Annotated in this window: 16 protein-coding genes; 14 read left to right on the top strand and 2 right to left on the bottom strand. The window is 66.7% G+C overall.

What is annotated here, in order from left to right; genetic code table 11:
* The first annotated feature begins 39 nt into the window (after nucleotides 1–39).
* The 10 genes from E7773_RS02325 to E7773_RS02370 all read left to right on the top strand — a co-directional run bounded on the left by E7773_RS02325 (nucleotide 40) and on the right by E7773_RS02370 (nucleotide 10,027).
* Nucleotides 40–861 (top strand): lysophospholipid acyltransferase family protein, encoded by an 822-nt coding sequence (locus tag E7773_RS02325; protein WP_293988215.1) that lies wholly within the window; start codon nucleotides 40–42, stop codon nucleotides 859–861.
* On the top strand, nucleotides 858–2,183 hold the full coding sequence (miaB, locus tag E7773_RS02330) for a tRNA (N6-isopentenyl adenosine(37)-C2)-methylthiotransferase MiaB (protein ID WP_293987568.1): 1,326 nt from the start codon (nucleotides 858–860) through the stop codon (nucleotides 2,181–2,183). The genes E7773_RS02325 and miaB overlap by 4 nt, the downstream gene beginning before the upstream one ends.
* Nucleotides 2,176–2,757, top strand: coding sequence for a hypothetical protein (locus E7773_RS02335; protein WP_293987570.1), 582 nt, complete (start codon nucleotides 2,176–2,178; stop codon nucleotides 2,755–2,757). The genes miaB and E7773_RS02335 overlap by 8 nt, the downstream gene beginning before the upstream one ends.
* A gap of 114 nt (nucleotides 2,758–2,871) precedes the next feature.
* A complete protein-coding gene (locus E7773_RS02340; protein WP_293987572.1) occupies nucleotides 2,872–3,873 on the top strand; it encodes a PhoH family protein in 1,002 nt (333 codons plus the stop codon).
* Nucleotides 3,874–3,896: 23 nt separating this feature from the next.
* Nucleotides 3,897–4,079, top strand: a complete 183-nt coding sequence (locus E7773_RS02345; protein WP_293987574.1) for a hypothetical protein — start codon at nucleotides 3,897–3,899, stop codon at nucleotides 4,077–4,079.
* Nucleotides 4,072–4,581 (top strand): rRNA maturation RNase YbeY, encoded by a 510-nt coding sequence (gene ybeY, locus E7773_RS02350; RefSeq protein WP_293987576.1) that lies wholly within the window; start codon nucleotides 4,072–4,074, stop codon nucleotides 4,579–4,581. The genes E7773_RS02345 and ybeY overlap by 8 nt, the downstream gene beginning before the upstream one ends.
* A 10-nt stretch (nucleotides 4,582–4,591) precedes the next feature.
* A complete protein-coding gene (locus tag E7773_RS02355; RefSeq protein WP_293987578.1) occupies nucleotides 4,592–5,482 on the top strand; it encodes a hemolysin family protein in 891 nt (296 codons plus the stop codon).
* 112 nt (nucleotides 5,483–5,594) lie between these two features.
* Complete coding sequence (gene katG, locus E7773_RS02360) at nucleotides 5,595–7,766, top strand: catalase/peroxidase HPI (protein ID WP_293987580.1); 2,172 nt, start codon at nucleotides 5,595–5,597, stop codon at nucleotides 7,764–7,766.
* 117 nt (nucleotides 7,767–7,883) lie between these two features.
* Nucleotides 7,884–9,209 (top strand): sorbosone dehydrogenase family protein, encoded by a 1,326-nt coding sequence (locus E7773_RS02365; protein WP_293987582.1) that lies wholly within the window; start codon nucleotides 7,884–7,886, stop codon nucleotides 9,207–9,209.
* A 323-nt stretch (nucleotides 9,210–9,532) separates the two neighbouring features.
* Nucleotides 9,533–10,027, top strand: a complete 495-nt coding sequence (locus E7773_RS02370) for a hypothetical protein (RefSeq protein WP_293987584.1) — start codon at nucleotides 9,533–9,535, stop codon at nucleotides 10,025–10,027.
* Here the strand turns inward: E7773_RS02370 and E7773_RS02375 are convergent.
* Nucleotides 10,020–10,322, bottom strand: coding sequence for a polyhydroxyalkanoic acid system family protein (locus tag E7773_RS02375; RefSeq protein WP_293987586.1), 303 nt, complete (start codon nucleotides 10,320–10,322; stop codon nucleotides 10,020–10,022). The genes E7773_RS02370 and E7773_RS02375 overlap by 8 nt on opposite strands.
* Nucleotides 10,319–10,735 carry a VOC family protein gene (locus tag E7773_RS02380; protein WP_293987589.1) on the bottom strand — a complete coding sequence of 139 codons (417 nt, stop codon included), beginning with the start codon at nucleotides 10,733–10,735 and terminating at the stop codon, nucleotides 10,319–10,321. The genes E7773_RS02375 and E7773_RS02380 overlap by 4 nt, the downstream gene beginning before the upstream one ends.
* Nucleotides 10,736–10,781: 46 nt before the next feature.
* On the opposite strand from E7773_RS02380, the gene lnt reads away from it, so the two are divergent.
* The 4 genes from lnt (at nucleotide 10,782) to trmB (ending at nucleotide 15,508) form a co-directional block, all read left to right on the top strand.
* Nucleotides 10,782–12,353, top strand: a complete 1,572-nt coding sequence (lnt, locus tag E7773_RS02385; protein ID WP_293987592.1) for an apolipoprotein N-acyltransferase — start codon at nucleotides 10,782–10,784, stop codon at nucleotides 12,351–12,353.
* Between the two features lie 80 nt (nucleotides 12,354–12,433).
* Nucleotides 12,434–13,645 carry a methionine adenosyltransferase gene (metK, locus tag E7773_RS02390; protein WP_293987594.1) on the top strand — a complete coding sequence of 404 codons (1,212 nt, stop codon included), beginning with the start codon at nucleotides 12,434–12,436 and terminating at the stop codon, nucleotides 13,643–13,645.
* Nucleotides 13,646–13,753: 108 nt separating this feature from the next.
* Nucleotides 13,754–14,782, top strand: coding sequence for a hypothetical protein (locus tag E7773_RS02395; RefSeq protein ID WP_293987596.1), 1,029 nt, complete (start codon nucleotides 13,754–13,756; stop codon nucleotides 14,780–14,782).
* Between the two features lie 45 nt (nucleotides 14,783–14,827).
* Nucleotides 14,828–15,508, top strand: coding sequence for a tRNA (guanosine(46)-N7)-methyltransferase TrmB (gene trmB / locus E7773_RS02400; RefSeq protein ID WP_293987599.1), 681 nt, complete (start codon nucleotides 14,828–14,830; stop codon nucleotides 15,506–15,508).
* The last annotated feature ends 3 nt before the right edge of the window (nucleotides 15,509–15,511 follow it).

The raw sequence follows: 15,511 nt of genomic DNA on the forward strand, positions 1-15,511 counted from the left end.
GACCGACGCGCTGCCGCTGCCGCCGGCAATCCGCCACCGATCGACGCACTCGGCTGGCTCCGCATCCTGCTTCGCGCAGGCGGCTTGCTTCTCGCGCTCTTCGTCACCGTGCCGCTCCACTATCTGTGGCGACTGTTCCGGCTCGGCTCCCCCTGGCCGCGCATCTTCCTCGGCTGGGGCGCGCGGATCGCGGGCGCGCGGGTCAGCCGCGTCGGCGTGCCGCTGAAGCGCGATGTCTTCTATATTTCCAACCATCTCAGCTGGATCGATATCCTCGCGCTTGCTGGGCAAAGCGGCACCGCGTTCGTCGCCAAGGAAGAACTGCGCGGGGCACCGGTGGTCGGCTGGCTGTCGACGCTTAACCGCACGGTCTACGTCAAGCGCGAGAACCGGATGGGCGTCGCCGAGCAGATCAACGCGCTGCGCGACGCGCTGGCGGAGAATTGGTCGGTTACGGTCTTCCCGGAAGGGACGACGACCGACGGCCAGTCGCTGCTCCCGTTCAAGACGCCGATGCTGCGCGTGCTCGAGCCCCCGCCGCCGGGAGTGATGGTCCAGCCGGTGCTGCTCAATTACGGCAAGGTTGCCGAGGAAATTGGCTGGATCGGCGTCGAAAGCGGGATCGACAACGCCAAAAGATTGCTGTCACGGCGCGGCAGCTTCCGGCTCGAAGTCCATTTCCTCGACCCTTTTCGCCCAGAGGACTTTCCCGGCCGCAAGGCGATCGCCGCCGAAAGCCGCCGCCGGATCGAGGAAGCTTTGGTCGCCACGCTCGGCAAGCCGCTCCGTCCGTTTGCCTATGACGTCGCACCCGTGGCCTATGCCGCGCCCGAACGCGACGCTATAGCGCCCGGCCCATGACTCGCGCTGCGCCCAAAACCTACCACGTCAAATCGTTCGGTTGCCAGATGAACGTCTATGACGGCGAGCGCATGGGCGAGTTGATGGCGGCGCAAGGTCTGACCGCGACCGATGACGCCAATGCCGCCGACCTCGTCGTGCTCAACACCTGCCACATCCGCGAAAAGGCGACCGAGAAGGTCTATTCGGACATCGGGCGCCTCAGGAAGCACGGTACCGACCCGATGATCGCGGTCGCGGGATGCGTCGCGCAGGCCGAAGGACAAGAGATCGCGCACCGCGCCAAGGTCGACATCGTCGTCGGCCCGCAGGCCTATCACAATCTGCCCGATCTGGTGGCGAAAGCGTCGCGCGGCGAGCTCGGGCTCGACACCGACATGCCGGTGCTGTCGAAGTTCGGCGCGCTTCCCGCGCGGCGGCGGGTCGGGCCGAGCGCGTTCCTGACGGTGCAGGAAGGCTGCGACAAGTTTTGCACCTATTGCGTCGTGCCGTATACGCGGGGGAGCGAGATCAGCCGGCCGTGGAACGCGCTGGTCGACGAGGCGAAGTCGCTGATCGACGCGGGCGCGAAGGAAATCACCCTGCTCGGCCAGAACGTCAACGCCTGGTCGGACGACCAGCGCGACCTCGGCGACCTGATCCGCGAGCTCGATCGCATCCCCGGCCTAGCGCGCATCCGCTACACGACCAGCCACCCCAACGACATGACGCAGGGCCTGATCGACGCACACCGCGACGTCGAAAAGCTGATGCCATTCCTCCATCTCCCCGTGCAATCGGGCAACGACCGCGTCTTGAAGGCGATGAACCGCAGCCATTCGCGCGACTCCTACCTCCGCATTCTCGACCGCGTTCGCGCGGCGCGCCCCGATATCGCGCTGTCCGGCGATTTCATCGTCGGCTTCCCCGGCGAGACCGAGGCCGAATTCGCCGACACGCTGAGCCTGATCGACGCGGTCGGCTACAGCCTCGCATTCAGCTTCAAATACTCCCCCCGCCCCGGCACCCCGGCCGCGACCATGGACGGCCAGATCGCCCCCGACGTGATGGACGACCGCTTGCAACGCCTCCAAGCCGCGCTCAACCGCGACCAAGCCGCGTTCAACGCCGCCACCGTCGGACGGACGTGCGAGGTGCTGATCGAGCGCGCCGGCAAACTCCCCGGCCAAATGCTCGGCAAGAGCCCGTGGCTGCAATCGGTCCATTTGATCACCGAGGCCGAGGTCGGCGATCTGGTCACGGTCGACATCGTCCAGGCCGGGCCGAATTCGGTGTCGGCGGTCGAACGCGTAGGCACACCGCGCGAGGCCGCTTTTGCCTGACAGCACCGGAGCCGACTTCCGCGACCGCGGCTATGCGGTCGTGCGCAACATCGTCGATGCCCAGCAATGCCGATTCGTCCGCGCCGCAATGGACGCGTCCGAACGCACCGGGCGATTGCACCACGCGACCGCGGTCGTCCCGCAAGGCGCGCTGAACGAATATTCGCCAGTCGGGGCCGAGGCGCTACTGCTGCACTGCCGGCCGGCGTTCGAGGCGATCGCCGGGCGCGCTCTGCTCCCCGCCTACGGCTTCTGGCGGATTTACGGGAACGGCGCCGAATTGCGCCGCCACGTCGACCGCAACGCCTGCGAAGTCAGCGCATCACTGCCGATCTTCGCCGAACCCGCGGGCGAGGCATGGCCGATCCACGTCGCCGGGCTCGACGGCGCCGATGCCTCGGTCGCGCTCAGTCCGGGCGATGCGATCCTCTATCAAGGCTGCAACATCCCGCACTGGCGCGACGCCTTCCCCGGCGAGCGCCAGTATCAGGTGTTCCTCCACTACGTGTACGCCGACGGCGACAAGACCGCGTTCGCCTTCGACCGGCGCGACGGATTGCGCCTCCACGGCTGATATGCGGCATCCGCGCAACGTTTGCGCGAAACCGCACGTTACCTCCAAAAGGCGCTGTCATCCCGGAGCGCGCTCTGCCATTCTCGCGACGGCCAAGCTAATCAAAGGAGCCGCATGAGCCGCAAGCCTGTCCCCGCCCAATCCGGCGAACGCAGCCGGGTCGAGCTCAGCTTCGACAAGCCGCAACTGCTCGCGCAACTCTTCGGCCAGTACGACCAGCATCTGGTCGCGCTCGAACATCGGCTTGGCATCTACATCACCGCGCGCGGCAACAAGGTCGGGCTGGAAGGGTCGGCCGAACAAGTAGCGATGGGCCGCGATGTGCTCAACGACCTCTACAAGCGCATCCAGCGCGGCGAGGATGTCGACACCGGGCTGGTCGACGCGTCGATCGCGATGGCGTCCGAGCCGGTGCTCGACGGGATCATCAGCGCGGAAGCGCGCGGCGACGCGCCGCCGATCATGATCCGCACGCGCAAGAAGACGATCGTCCCGCGCACGCCCGCGCAGGCGCATTACATGCGCGAGCTGACCAGGAACGAGATGATCTTCGCGCTCGGCCCGGCGGGCACGGGCAAGACGTACATCGCGGTCGCGCAGGCGGTGTCGCAGCTTATCACCGGGAGCGTGCAGCGGCTGATCCTGTCGCGCCCCGCGGTCGAGGCGGGCGAGAAGCTCGGCTTCCTGCCGGGCGACATGAAGGAGAAGGTCGATCCCTACCTTCGCCCCTTGTACGACGCACTCAACGATTGCCTCCCCGCCGAACAGGTCGAGCGGCGGATCATGTCGGGCGAGATCGAGATCGCGCCGATCGCGTTCATGCGCGGGCGCACGCTGTCGGACGCCTTCATCATCCTCGACGAAGCGCAGAATACCACGCCGGCGCAGATGAAGATGTTCCTGACGCGTTTCGGCGAGAATAGCCGGATGGTGATCTGCGGCGACCCGCACCAGACCGACCTGCCCGGCGGCGTCGCGGCATCGGGCGTGGCGGATGCGACCAGCCGGCTCGAAGGGATCGAGGGCATTTCGATGTGCCGCTTCGGCGCCGGCGACGTCGTGCGCCACCCGATCGTCGGGCGGATCGTCGAGGCGTATGAGGGAACGGGCATCTGAGCGAACGGATTGACGAATTGGACATGGTCGAACTGACCAAGGCTGCGGGTCGCTGGCCAGCCGGCACGCAAGGAACGGTCGTGCTTGTACACAATGGCGGAGAAGCGTTCGAAGTCGAGATCAGCGGAACCGACTTCAACAATACGCCGATAGAAGATTCCCTCCTGACGCTATACCCAGACGCGGTGAAAAAAATCGATGCTTGAAATCGCTCTGTCGAGCGAGGCGCCGTGGCCGGAGCATGACTGGGAAGCCCTCGCCGCCCGTGCCGCGCGCGCCGCGATCGGGCTGACCCCGCACGGCGAATTGCTGACCAGCGCGGCCGCGATCGAGGTTTCGGTACGGCTGACCTCGGACGACGAGGTACATACGCTCAACCGCCAGTATCGTCACAAGGACAAGCCGACCAACGTCCTCAGCTTCCCGATGGTCCAGCCCGATCTGCTCGAAACCGTCACGCTCAACAGCGACGATGGCGAGGTGCTGCTCGGCGACATCGTCCTCGCCCATGGCGTATGCGAACGCGAGGCGGCGGAGCGCGGCATTACGCTCGAGGAGCACGCGACGCATTTGATCGTGCACGGCACGCTGCATCTGCTAGGCTATGACCATATCGATGACCGCGAGGCCGAAGCGATGGAGGCGATCGAAACCGAAGCGCTCGGCCAGCTCGGCATCGCCGACCCGTATCTGATCGACGAGGACTGACGAACCGACCATGCCCGAGGGCCAAAGTACCGACGCCGGCGACAGTATCTGGCGCAAGCTGAAATCGACCATCTTCGGCGAGGAAGCGAGCTTGCGCGACCAGCTCGAGGACGTGATCGAGCGCCACGAGGACGACCCTGCCCCCGATGCCGCCGGCGACCTGACCCCGCTCGAGCGCCAGATGGTCAAGAACCTGCTCCATTTCGGCGAGCGCGACGCGGGCGAGGTCGGCGTGCCGCGCGCCGACATGATCGCGGTCGAGGAAAAGACCAGCTTCGCCGAGCTGGTGAAGCAATTCGCCGAGGCCGGGCACAGCCGCATGCCGGTCTATCGCGGCAGCCTCGACGAAGTGATCGGCATGATCCACCTCAAGGACGTGTTCGCGATCCTGGCGAGCGACACCCCGCCGCCCGAGAGCATCGGTATCCTGGTGCGCGAGCCGCTCTACGTCCCGATGGCGATGGGCGCGCTCGACCTGCTCGCGGAGATGCGGTCGAAGCGCGTGCACCTAGCGATCGTTCTGGACGAATATTCGGGGACCGAAGGACTCGTCACGATCGAGGACCTGATCGAAGAAATCACCGGCGACATCGAGGACGAGCATGACGAAGCGCCCGAGGCGTTGCTCGTGCCCCTCGACGGCGGCGCGTGGGATGCCGATGCCCGGGTCGAGCTGGAGGATGTCGCGGAGACGGTCGACAAGCGCCTGGGCGAGCATGACGAGGATGTCGACACGCTCGGCGGGCTCGCCGCGGTGATCGCGGGGCGCGTACCGGCGAAGGGCGAGTGCCTGGCGACGCCATCGGGCTGGACGCTCGAAATCCTCGCGTCGGATGCGCGGCGGGTCGAACGGCTCCGGCTGCACCCGCCCAAGCCGGTGCGCGAAGGGGTCGATGCGTAATCGATTTTCTCGCTCAGCGAGATTGGATTAACTCATCGGCTAAATCTATTGCCGTGTCGTCCTCGCCCGCTAGGACGAGTGCAAATCCCCATTGGCGAGAGGAGCGATTCTGATGGACGCGAAGACTGGATCGATCGACGGCGGCGGTTGCCCGCACAATGGCGGCGTCCGCGCGCTGCTCGGGCGTACCAACAAGGATTGGTGGCCGGAGATGCTCGCCACCGAGATCCTCAATCCCAACGGGTCGTCGAACCCGATGGGTGCCGATTTCAACTACGCCGAAGCGTTCAATAAGCTTGATTATCAGGCGCTCAAGGCCGATCTGACCGCGCTGATGACCGACAGCCAGCCGTGGTGGCCGGCCGACTACGGGCATTACGGCCCGTTCTTCATCCGCATGGCGTGGCACGCCGCGGGCACGTACCGCACCGCCGACGGGCGCGGCGGCGCCAACAGCGGGCAGCAGCGCTTCGCCCCGCTCGACAGCTGGCCCGACAACGGCAACCTCGACAAGGCGCGGCGGCTGCTCTGGCCGATCAAGCAGAAATACGGCCAGTCGATCAGCTGGGCCGACCTGTTCATCCTCGCCGGCAACGTCGCGATCGAATCGATGGGCGGGCCGGTGTTCGGCTTCGGCGGCGGTCGACCCGACGTCTACGAGCCCGAGCGCGACATCTACTGGGGCTCCGAGGACAAATGGGTCAATGAGGGCGTCCAGACCCGTATCTCGCCCGAACACGGCATGCACGAGCTCGAAGGTCCGCTCGCCGCGATCCAGATGGGCCTCATATACGTCAATCCGGAGGGGCCGCAGGGCAATCCGCACGACGACGCCGGCATGGCGCGCGACATGAAGGAAACCTTCGCGCGGATGGCGATGAACCATGAGGAAACCGTCGCGCTGACCGCGGGCGGCCACACCTTCGGCAAGGCGCACGGCAATGGCGACGCCTCGCTGCTCGGGGCCGCGCCGTCCGGCGGCGATATCGTCGCACAGGGCTTCGGCTGGGTCAGCGGCCACGAGAGCGGCGGGATCGGCGAGCATACCGTCACCAGCGGGATCGAGGGCGCGTGGACCAACACGCCGAAGGAATGGACGGAGAACTATTTCCGCCTGCTGTTCGACTATGAGTACGAACTGGTGAAGTCGCCCGCGGGCGCCAACCAGTGGCAGCCGATCAACCAGCGCGAAGAGGACATGGCGCCGGCGGCGTGGGACCCGTCGATCAAGGTCCCGACGATGATGACCACCGCCGACATGGCGCTGAAGCGCGACCCCGAATTCCGCGCGATCAGCGAGAAGTTCCGCACCGACCACGAGGCGTTCAAGGACGCCTTCGCGCGCGCCTGGTTCAAGCTCACGCATCGCGACATGGGTCCCAAGATCCGTTACCTCGGCCCGGAAGTCCCCGCCGAAGACCTGATCTGGCAGGACCCGATCCCCGCCGGCACCAAGCCATCGGACGCCGACGTCGCGGCGGTGAAGGCGAAGATCGCCGACAGCGGCCTGACCGTCAGCCAGCTGGTCAAGACCGCCTGGGCTTCGGCCAGCACCTTCCGCAAGTCGGACTTCCGCGGCGGCGCCAACGGCGCGCGCGTCGCGCTGGCCCCGCAGAAGGACTGGGAGGTCAACGAGCCCGCGTTACTCGCCAAGGTAATCAGCACGCTCAACGGGCTGCGCGGGTCGATGAGCCTGGCGGATGCGATCGTGCTCGGCGGCGTCGTAGGCCTCGAAAAAGCCGGCGCGAAGAACGTCCCCTTCACCGGCGGCCGCGGCGACGCGACGGCGGAGCAGACCGACGCCGACAGCTTCGCGGTGATGGAGCCCGAGGCCGACGCCTTCCGCAACTATGTCGGCAAGAAGAAGCTTGCGGTGAAGGTCGAGGAAATGATGATCGACCGCGCGTCGCTGCTCGGCCTTTCGGTTCCTGAAATGACGGTGCTGATCGGCGGGCTGCGCGTGCTCGGCGCCAACCATGGCGAGCGCGGCCACGGCCACTTCACCAAGCGTCCGGGCCAGCTGACCAACGACTTCTTCGTCAATTTGTATGACATGACCAACGTCTGGGCTGAAGGGGACGACGGCGACTATGTCGCGACCGACCGCAAGGATGGGTCGGAGAAGTGGCGCGCGACCCGCGCGGACCTGATCTTCGGTTCGAACGCGGAGCTTCGTGCGGTGGGCGAAGTCTATGCCCAGAAGGGCGGCGAGGAGAAGTTCGCGAAGGACTTCGTCGCGGCCTGGACCAAGGTGATGAACGCCGACCGATTCGATCTGGCCTGATCGATAGCGATCGCAAAGAAAGAGCCGCCGGTGTTCCGCACCGGCGGTTCTTTTGCGTTCGGGGATGCGTGATGGGATAACATTGCCCCTGTCGCCCGCCCCGACTATCCTGCCGCGATGCGCCAGAAAATCCTGATCGGACTCGCGCTCGTCCTGGCGTTGCTGGGCGGGCTGTATTTGTACTTCGCCCAGCCCGACGAGGCGCGGCTGAGCGTCGCCGCCGTGACGGGACGCACCCCGAAAATCGACCCGCCGCGCATGCAGATCGTGCCGACGATCAGCGTCGCCGACGCGGTCGGCTGGAAGGCGGGCGAGATGCCGACGCCGGCCGCCGGGCTGAAGGTCCAGGCGTTCGCGAGCGGGCTCGACCATCCGCGCTGGATGTACCGCCTGCCCAATGGCGACGTGCTGGTCGCCGAGACCAATTCGCCGCCGCGCGAAGGCGGCGGGATCAGCGGCGCGGTGATGAATTATCTGATGAAAAAGGGCGGCGCGGGCGTTCCCTCCGCCAACCGCATCACACTGCTGCGCGACGCGAACGGCGACGGCGTGGCGGAAAGCCGGACGGTCCTCGTGAGCGGGCTCAACTCGCCGTTCGGCATGGCGCTGATGGGCGGCTATCTCTACGTCGCCGACACCGACCGGCTCGTCCGCTTCCCGTTCGTCGTGGGCCAGACCAAGATCACCGCCAAGCCCGAGACCATCATCACCTATCCAGGTGGCGGAAACCATTGGGCGCGCAACGTCATCGTCGCGGAAGATGGCAAGAGCCTGTATCTCGGCATCGGATCGTCGAGCAACATCGCCGATGACGGGATCGACAAGGAGCAAGGGCGGGCCAACATCCTGCAAGTCTATCCCGAGACCAAGAGCGCCCGCATTTTCGCCGCGGGCACGCGCAACCCCAACGGCATGGCGCTCGAGCCGCACACGAACGCGCTGTGGGTCGCGGTCAACGAGCGCGACATGCTCGGGTCGGACGGTCCGCCCGATTATATGAGCGCGGTCGAGGCCGGCGATAATTTCGGCTGGCCGTGGTACTATTGGGGCGGCTATCCCGACCATCGCGTGAAGCCCGAAAACCCCGCGCTGCAGCAATATGTGAAGCGCCCCGATTATGCGCTCGGCCCGCACACCGCGTCGCTCGGGCTATGCTTCGCCGACGGATCGCGGCTCGGCGCGCAGTTCATGAACGGCGCGTTCGTCGGCCAGCACGGGTCGTGGAACCGCGTGCCTGTATCGGGTTACAAGGTCATCTACGTCCCGTTCGGCGACAAGGGCTTCCCGCTGCCCAACGTCAAGCCGGTCGACGTGCTCACCGGCTTCCTCGACAAGGACGGCAATGCGCGCGGGCGCCCGGTCGGCGTGATCATGGACGCCGGCGGCGGGTTGTTGGTCGCGGACGATGTCGGCAACACGATCTGGCGGGTGAGCTCTAAGTAGTTTGCGGTTTCAGCGTGCTGAAACCGGTGCGGCGCCAGCCCGCCCCCCCACCCGGCTTCCCACAAGGTATCCTGAAATGGGAGGCCGGGTGGGGGAGCGGGCTGGTGCCGCCACTCGCCGAGAGGTGAGCAAAATAAAAAAGCGGGCCGCGACGGCCCCCCGACCGCGCGACCCGCACTGTACGACCCGAAGGATTTCCGCGCGATTTGCCGCGCTTCTTTCCGTTCGATTCCACGCCCTTACACAAAGGCAAACAGCGATGCGTTGACGAAATGCATCGAGCTGCCCAAAATGGGTATCTCTCGGGGGCGAGGGGAATTGAGATGGCCTCTGGCGATCGAGTCGCAACCGTTCCCGACCGGATGAGCGCGCATTGGCGCGCGGCGATCTTTCCCCTGCTCAACCTGTTCCTCGCGATGCACCGATCGCTGTCGGAGCATGAGGACATGACCCCGTCGGTGCTCGTGATCTATGTCACCGTGTGCGTCGGCAACATCCAGAAGCTGATGCGCGAGCGCAACGTGCCCACCGACTATATCGCGACCGCCGTGCTGCCGCGCGAATGGGTCGTGCCGATGTCGCGCAGCGCGATCGCCGCCGCGACCGGGCTGGCGCGCGAGACGGTGCGGCGGCATGTCGGGCTATTGATCGAGCGCGGGCTGCTGATCGACGACCCGCGCGGCGGCGTGACGATCGTGCCTGGCGCGATCCAGGATCGCGGGTACGAGCCGCTGCTCGAAAAGCTGCTCACCGAATTCGCGCGCACGGGCGAGGCGCTGCTGCGCGCCGAGGTGATCGAGGTGCGGCCCGCTAGCTGAGGAGCCGGGGCGCCTCTCTGGCGAGCTTCGCGCGCAATTTGTCGGCGAACAAGGCGAAGAACGGCGGCAGGTCGACGGTTGCGATCACGCGGTCGGCGCGAACGTCGAGCCGGCTCGCGATCCGCTGCCCCATCGCGGCGACGGTGAAGTGCAGCACATCGCGATCCCAGCGATGATCGGTCACCGTCCCGCCGGGGACCGCGCCGGCGAGCTTGCCCATCCCGCTTTCGACTCGCCGCCGCGCCTCGGCGAGGCCGAGCTTGTGCGGCACGTTGACGGTGATCGGCTCGCTCATTTGGCGAACAACATCGAATCGTCGGCGAACGCCTTGAACTCGAGCGCGTTGCCGCTGGGGTCGCAAAAGAACATCGTCGCCTGCTCGCCCGGCTGGCCGGCGAAACGGATGTGCGGTTCGATCCCGAACGCTACGCCGGCGGCCGCGACGCGGTCAGCCAGTGCGCGCCAGTCCGCCATCCTGAGCACGACGCCGAAATGCGGCACCGGGACATCGTGGCCGTCGACCGGATTCGACACCGCGACCGGCTGTGCGGCGGGATCGAGGTGCGCGACGATCTGATGCCCGAACAGGTCGAAATCGATCCACGTCTCGGCACTGCGCCCTTCGGGACAGCCCAGCGTGCCGCCATAGAAGGCGCGCGCAGCGGCGAGGTCGTGGACCGGGAAAGCGAGATGGAATGGGCGAAGCATCGCCGGGGCCTAGCAAATAGCGGCAATCCCCGCGATAGCCCGCACGATGCGCGCGTTTCGCTTTCTTCTTCCCGTCGCGCTTGGCGCAATCTCCGCGCTCGGCTTCCCGCCGTGGAATGCCCTGCCCGCGACGCTGATCGCGTTCGCCGTCTGGCTTCACCTGATCCACGAAGCTCCGACGCTGCGCCGCGTGCTCGGGATCGGCTGGTTGTTCGGGGTCGGGCATTTCTGCGTCGCCAATGCGTGGATCCAGCAGCCGTTCGAATATCAGGACGCGATGCCGCACTGGCTCGGTTATGGCGCAGTGCTGGCGTTGTCGCTGTATCTCGCGATCTATCCGATGCTCGCGGCCGGCCTCGCGTGGCGGCTCGCCAGCCCGGCGGCGAAGGGAGACTCCGCTCCCACGGCCGACGCGGCATTCGTGCTGGTCGCGGGCGCGGGATGGACGATCGCCGAATATCTGCGCGGGACGATCCTCAGCGGCTATCCATGGGACCCGCTGTCACTCGTACTGATCCCGCACGACCTGGCGCAGCCTGCATGGCTCATCGGGACCTATGCTCTGTCCGGGCTGGTCGTCGTCGCGAGCGGCGCGCTGATGCTGCTCGTTCGCGGCCGCTGGAAGCTCGCCGTGATCGGCGCAGCGATGTTTGCCGCGCTCACGCTCGCCTCGACCGACCGCTGCCGGATCGCCACGTGCGTGCCGCAGCCGCCCGCACGCCAGATGCTCCGCGTCGTCCAACCCAACCTGCCCGAGGAGGAGCGTCCGACGGAGGCTTATGCGGAGAACAATTTCCGCGCGCTCGCCAGGCTGTCGCGCCGCACCGACGCCTCCGGCCCGCCGCGCCTGCTGTTCTGGCCCGAGGGCGCGATCCGCTTCCCGCTCGAGGATGGCTACCCGGCCTATGTCTACATGGACATGGGCAGCGCGACGATGGCGCGCATCCGGATGGGCGCACTACTCGGCGATAACGACGCGATCCTGACCGGCGCACAGACGCTGAAGTTCAACGCTTCCGAAGACGTGACCGCCGCGACCAATTCGATCGTGCTCGCCGGTCCCGACGCGCGGCTGCACGGGCGCTACGACAAGGCACACCTCGTCCCCTTCGGCGAATACCTCCCGATGCGCCCGTTGCTCGAGCGGCTCGGCCTGTCGCGGCTGGTGCCGGGCGACGTCGACTTCATCCCCGGCCCGGGCCCGCGCACGATGGCGGTGCCCGGGTTCGGCAAGGTCGGCATGCTGATCTGCTACGAAGTGATCTTCTCGGGTGCCACGGTCGATCCCGCCGACCGCCCCGATTTCCTGTTCAACCCGTCGAACGACGCGTGGTTCGGCGATCTCGGCCCGCCCGCGCACCTCGCCCAGGCCCAGCTGCGCGCGATCGAGGAAGGGTTGCCGGTGATCCGGTCGACGCCGACCGGCATTTCCGCAATCATCGCCGCCGACGGGCGCATCATCGATTCGATCGCGCTCCACAAAACCGGCGCGATCGAAGCGCCGATCCCGCCGCGCTTCGCCCCCACCGCCTTCTCCCGCCTCGGCAATTGGATGGTCGGGCTCGTTTCGGCGCTTCTGTTGCTGACGGCGATTGCCATTCGGCGGCGCGCCCGCTAGGGGACGCATCCACATATAAGGAAAGCTTTATATGGGCATGGCAACGGCCCGCTTTCCGGCTCCACACAAGAGGAAAACTCATGCGTTCCGATTATCTCTTCACGTCCGAATCGGTCAGCGAAGGCCATCCCGACAAGGTCTCCGACCAGATCAGCGACGCGATCGTCGACCTGTTTCTGTCGAAGGACCCCGAAGCGCGCATCGCGTGCGAGACGCTGACCACCACGCAGTTGGTCGTGCTCGCCGGTGAAATCCGTGGGCGCGGGATCATGGACGAGGATGGCAACTGGGCGCCGGGCGTCAAGGAAGAGGTCGAGAAGACCGTGCGCGAGACCGTTCGCCGCATCGGCTACGAGCAGGACGGCTTCCACTGGGAAACGCTACGCTTCGAGAACAATCTGCACCCGCAATCGGCGCACATCGCGCAGGGCGTAGACGCGTCGGGCAACAAGGACGAAGGTGCCGGCGACCAGGGCATCATGTTCGGTTTCGCGTGCGACGAGACCCCCGACCTGATGCCGGCGACACTCTATTACAGCCACAAGATCCTCGAGCGCATGGCCGCCGACCGCCACTCGGGCGTGGCGCCGTTCCTCGAACCCGACACCAAGAGCCAGGTCACGCTGAAGTTCGAAGGCGGCAAGCCGGTCGCGGCGACTGCGGTCGTCGTCTCGACCCAGCACGGCAAGGGCTATGACGAGGGCGACAAGGAAGCCGAGCTGCATTCCTACGTGAAGCAAGTCGTCGCCGACGTGATCCCGCAAGGGCTGCTGAGCGACGCGACCGAATATCACATCAATCCGACCGGCAGCTTTGAGATCGGCGGACCCGATGGCGACGCTGGCCTGACCGGGCGCAAGATCATCGTCGACACCTACGGCGGCGCCGCCCCGCACGGCGGCGGCGCGTTCAGCGGCAAGGACCCGACCAAGGTCGACCGCTCGGCCGCGTACATCACGCGCTATCTCGCGAAGAACATCGTCGCCGCCGGCCTCGCCAAGCGCGTGACGATCCAGCTGGCGTACGCGATCGGCGTGTCGAAGCCGCTGTCGCTCTATGTCGACACGCACGGCACGGGCAGCGTCGACGACGCGGCGATCGAGCAGGCCATCGCCGGCCTCGACAAGCTCGGCGGCCTGACCCCGCGCGGCATCCGCACGCACCTCGGCCTCAACAAGCCGATCTACGAAAAGACCGCAGCCTACGGCCATTTCGGCCGCAAGGCGGAAGGCGATTTCTTCCCGTGGGAGCGCACCGATCTGGTCGATGACCTGAAAGCCGCGCTGGCCTGATCGGATCGACCGACGGATCGAGGGCCGGGAGCGATCCCGGCCCTTTTTCTATGCCCGCTTGCATTTCCCCTGCGGTCCCGTAGCGTCGGACGTGAGAGGGGAAACTCGATGCTTATCAAATCGTTGGTTGCCGCTGCCCTGTTGGCTTCGGTTACCGCCGCCCCGGCTGTCGCGCAGCAGCGAACGCTGTCCGTCCAGGCGGGCGCGGCGTGGACGCATGTCCAGACCGGCGTCACGCTGCCCGCGACCCTCATCGGTATTCCGCGCGACGCCGTCACCGACAATAGCGCCAAGGAGATCGATGTGGCGGCGGCCTACGGCAACGGCGCCGCGACCACCGTCACGCTATACGTCTTCCGGCCCGCACTAACGAGCGTGCCGGTCTGGTTCGACCGGTCCGAAACCCAAATCCTGCTGCGCGACATCTACGCCAACCCGACCGCGCCGGCACCGGTTGCGGCATTTGCACCGCCGCGCAGTGCCGCCGCGTCCGGGCTACGCCGCATCTATGTCCCGGGGCGCGGCCCGTACAAATCGACCGGCCTTGCCATGATGCCGCTCGGCGACTGGCTGGTCGTGGTACGGATCAGTTCGCAGCAACTCGATGCGGCGGCGCTCGATGCGAAGCTGAGCGAGGTGATCGCGGCGCTCGGCTGGCCGGATCGTGTCGCCGATACGCTTGCGGCAGCCCCGGTCGCACCCTGCGCCACACCGCTCGCCTACGCCAAGAACGCCAAGCTGAAGGCCCCCGATATGACCGATGCGCTGCTCGGCGCGACGCTGGCGACAATTCAGCCTGATCCCAAGGAGGTCGCGAAAGCGACGCCGGTCACCTGGTGCCGTGAGGGCGAAGCGACGTCGCAATACGGTGTCTACCGCGCGAACGGCGATGCCACGGGCTATTCGATCGCGATGGGCGACGCGGGGGCGGCGATCTCCGTCTGGCCTGCCCTCGACCTGGGCAAGGGCAAACCCGGCTATCAGTTGAGCCTCGGCCTGCTCGACCGCACGTTGATCTTTCCGTCGTTCGACAAACTGCCCGCGCCGGCAGCGGCCGTATCGGCAGTGACGAGCAACAATCCAATCTCCTCGACCGAGCGCGGCAGCAAGAACATCGTCATCACCACCGGCAAATAACGGGAATTTGCGCGGCGACGTCCGCTCGCGTAGCGGACGCACGCCATGAACGACCCGACCACGATCCGCCGCCTGTACGGCCGCCGCCAGGGACACAAATTGCGTCCGGGCCAGGCGTCGCTGGTCGAGGAATTGCTGCCCGCGATCAGCGTGCCCGAAACCGGTCCGATCGATGCGCGCGCGCTGTTCGGCGACAAGCGCCCACTCGAGCTCGAGATCGGCTTCGGCGCGGGGGAGCACCTCGCGGCACAGGCCGCCGCGCGTCCCGGTCATGGCTTCATCGGGTGCGAGCCGTTCCTCAACGGCGTGGTCGGGGCGCTCAAACATGTCCGCGACGGACGCCTCGACAATGTCCGGCTCCACATGGGTGATGCGCTCGACGTGGTCGAGCGGCTGCCCGATGCGAGCCTCGAGCGCGTCTACCTGCTCCACCCCGATCCCTGGCCCAAGGCGCGGCACGCCAAGCGGCGGATGGTCAACGACGGCCCGCTCGACCTGATCGCCGCAAAGCTCAAGCCCGGCGGCGAGTTCCGGCTCGGCACCGACGACCCGACCTATTGCCGCTGGTCGATGATGGTGATGAACCGCCGCCGCGATTTCGCATGGCTCGCGAAGGACGCGCGCGACTTCCTCACCCGCCCCGCCGACTGGCCCGAAACGCGCTACGAGCGCAAGGCGCGGCGCCATGGCCACGAAGTGTGGTATTTTCGCTACCGCCGCGAGTGATTG

Origin of the sequence: Sphingomonas sp. (genome assembly GCF_004799495.1) — a bacterium.
GTDB lineage: Bacteria > Pseudomonadota > Alphaproteobacteria > Sphingomonadales > Sphingomonadaceae > Sphingomonas.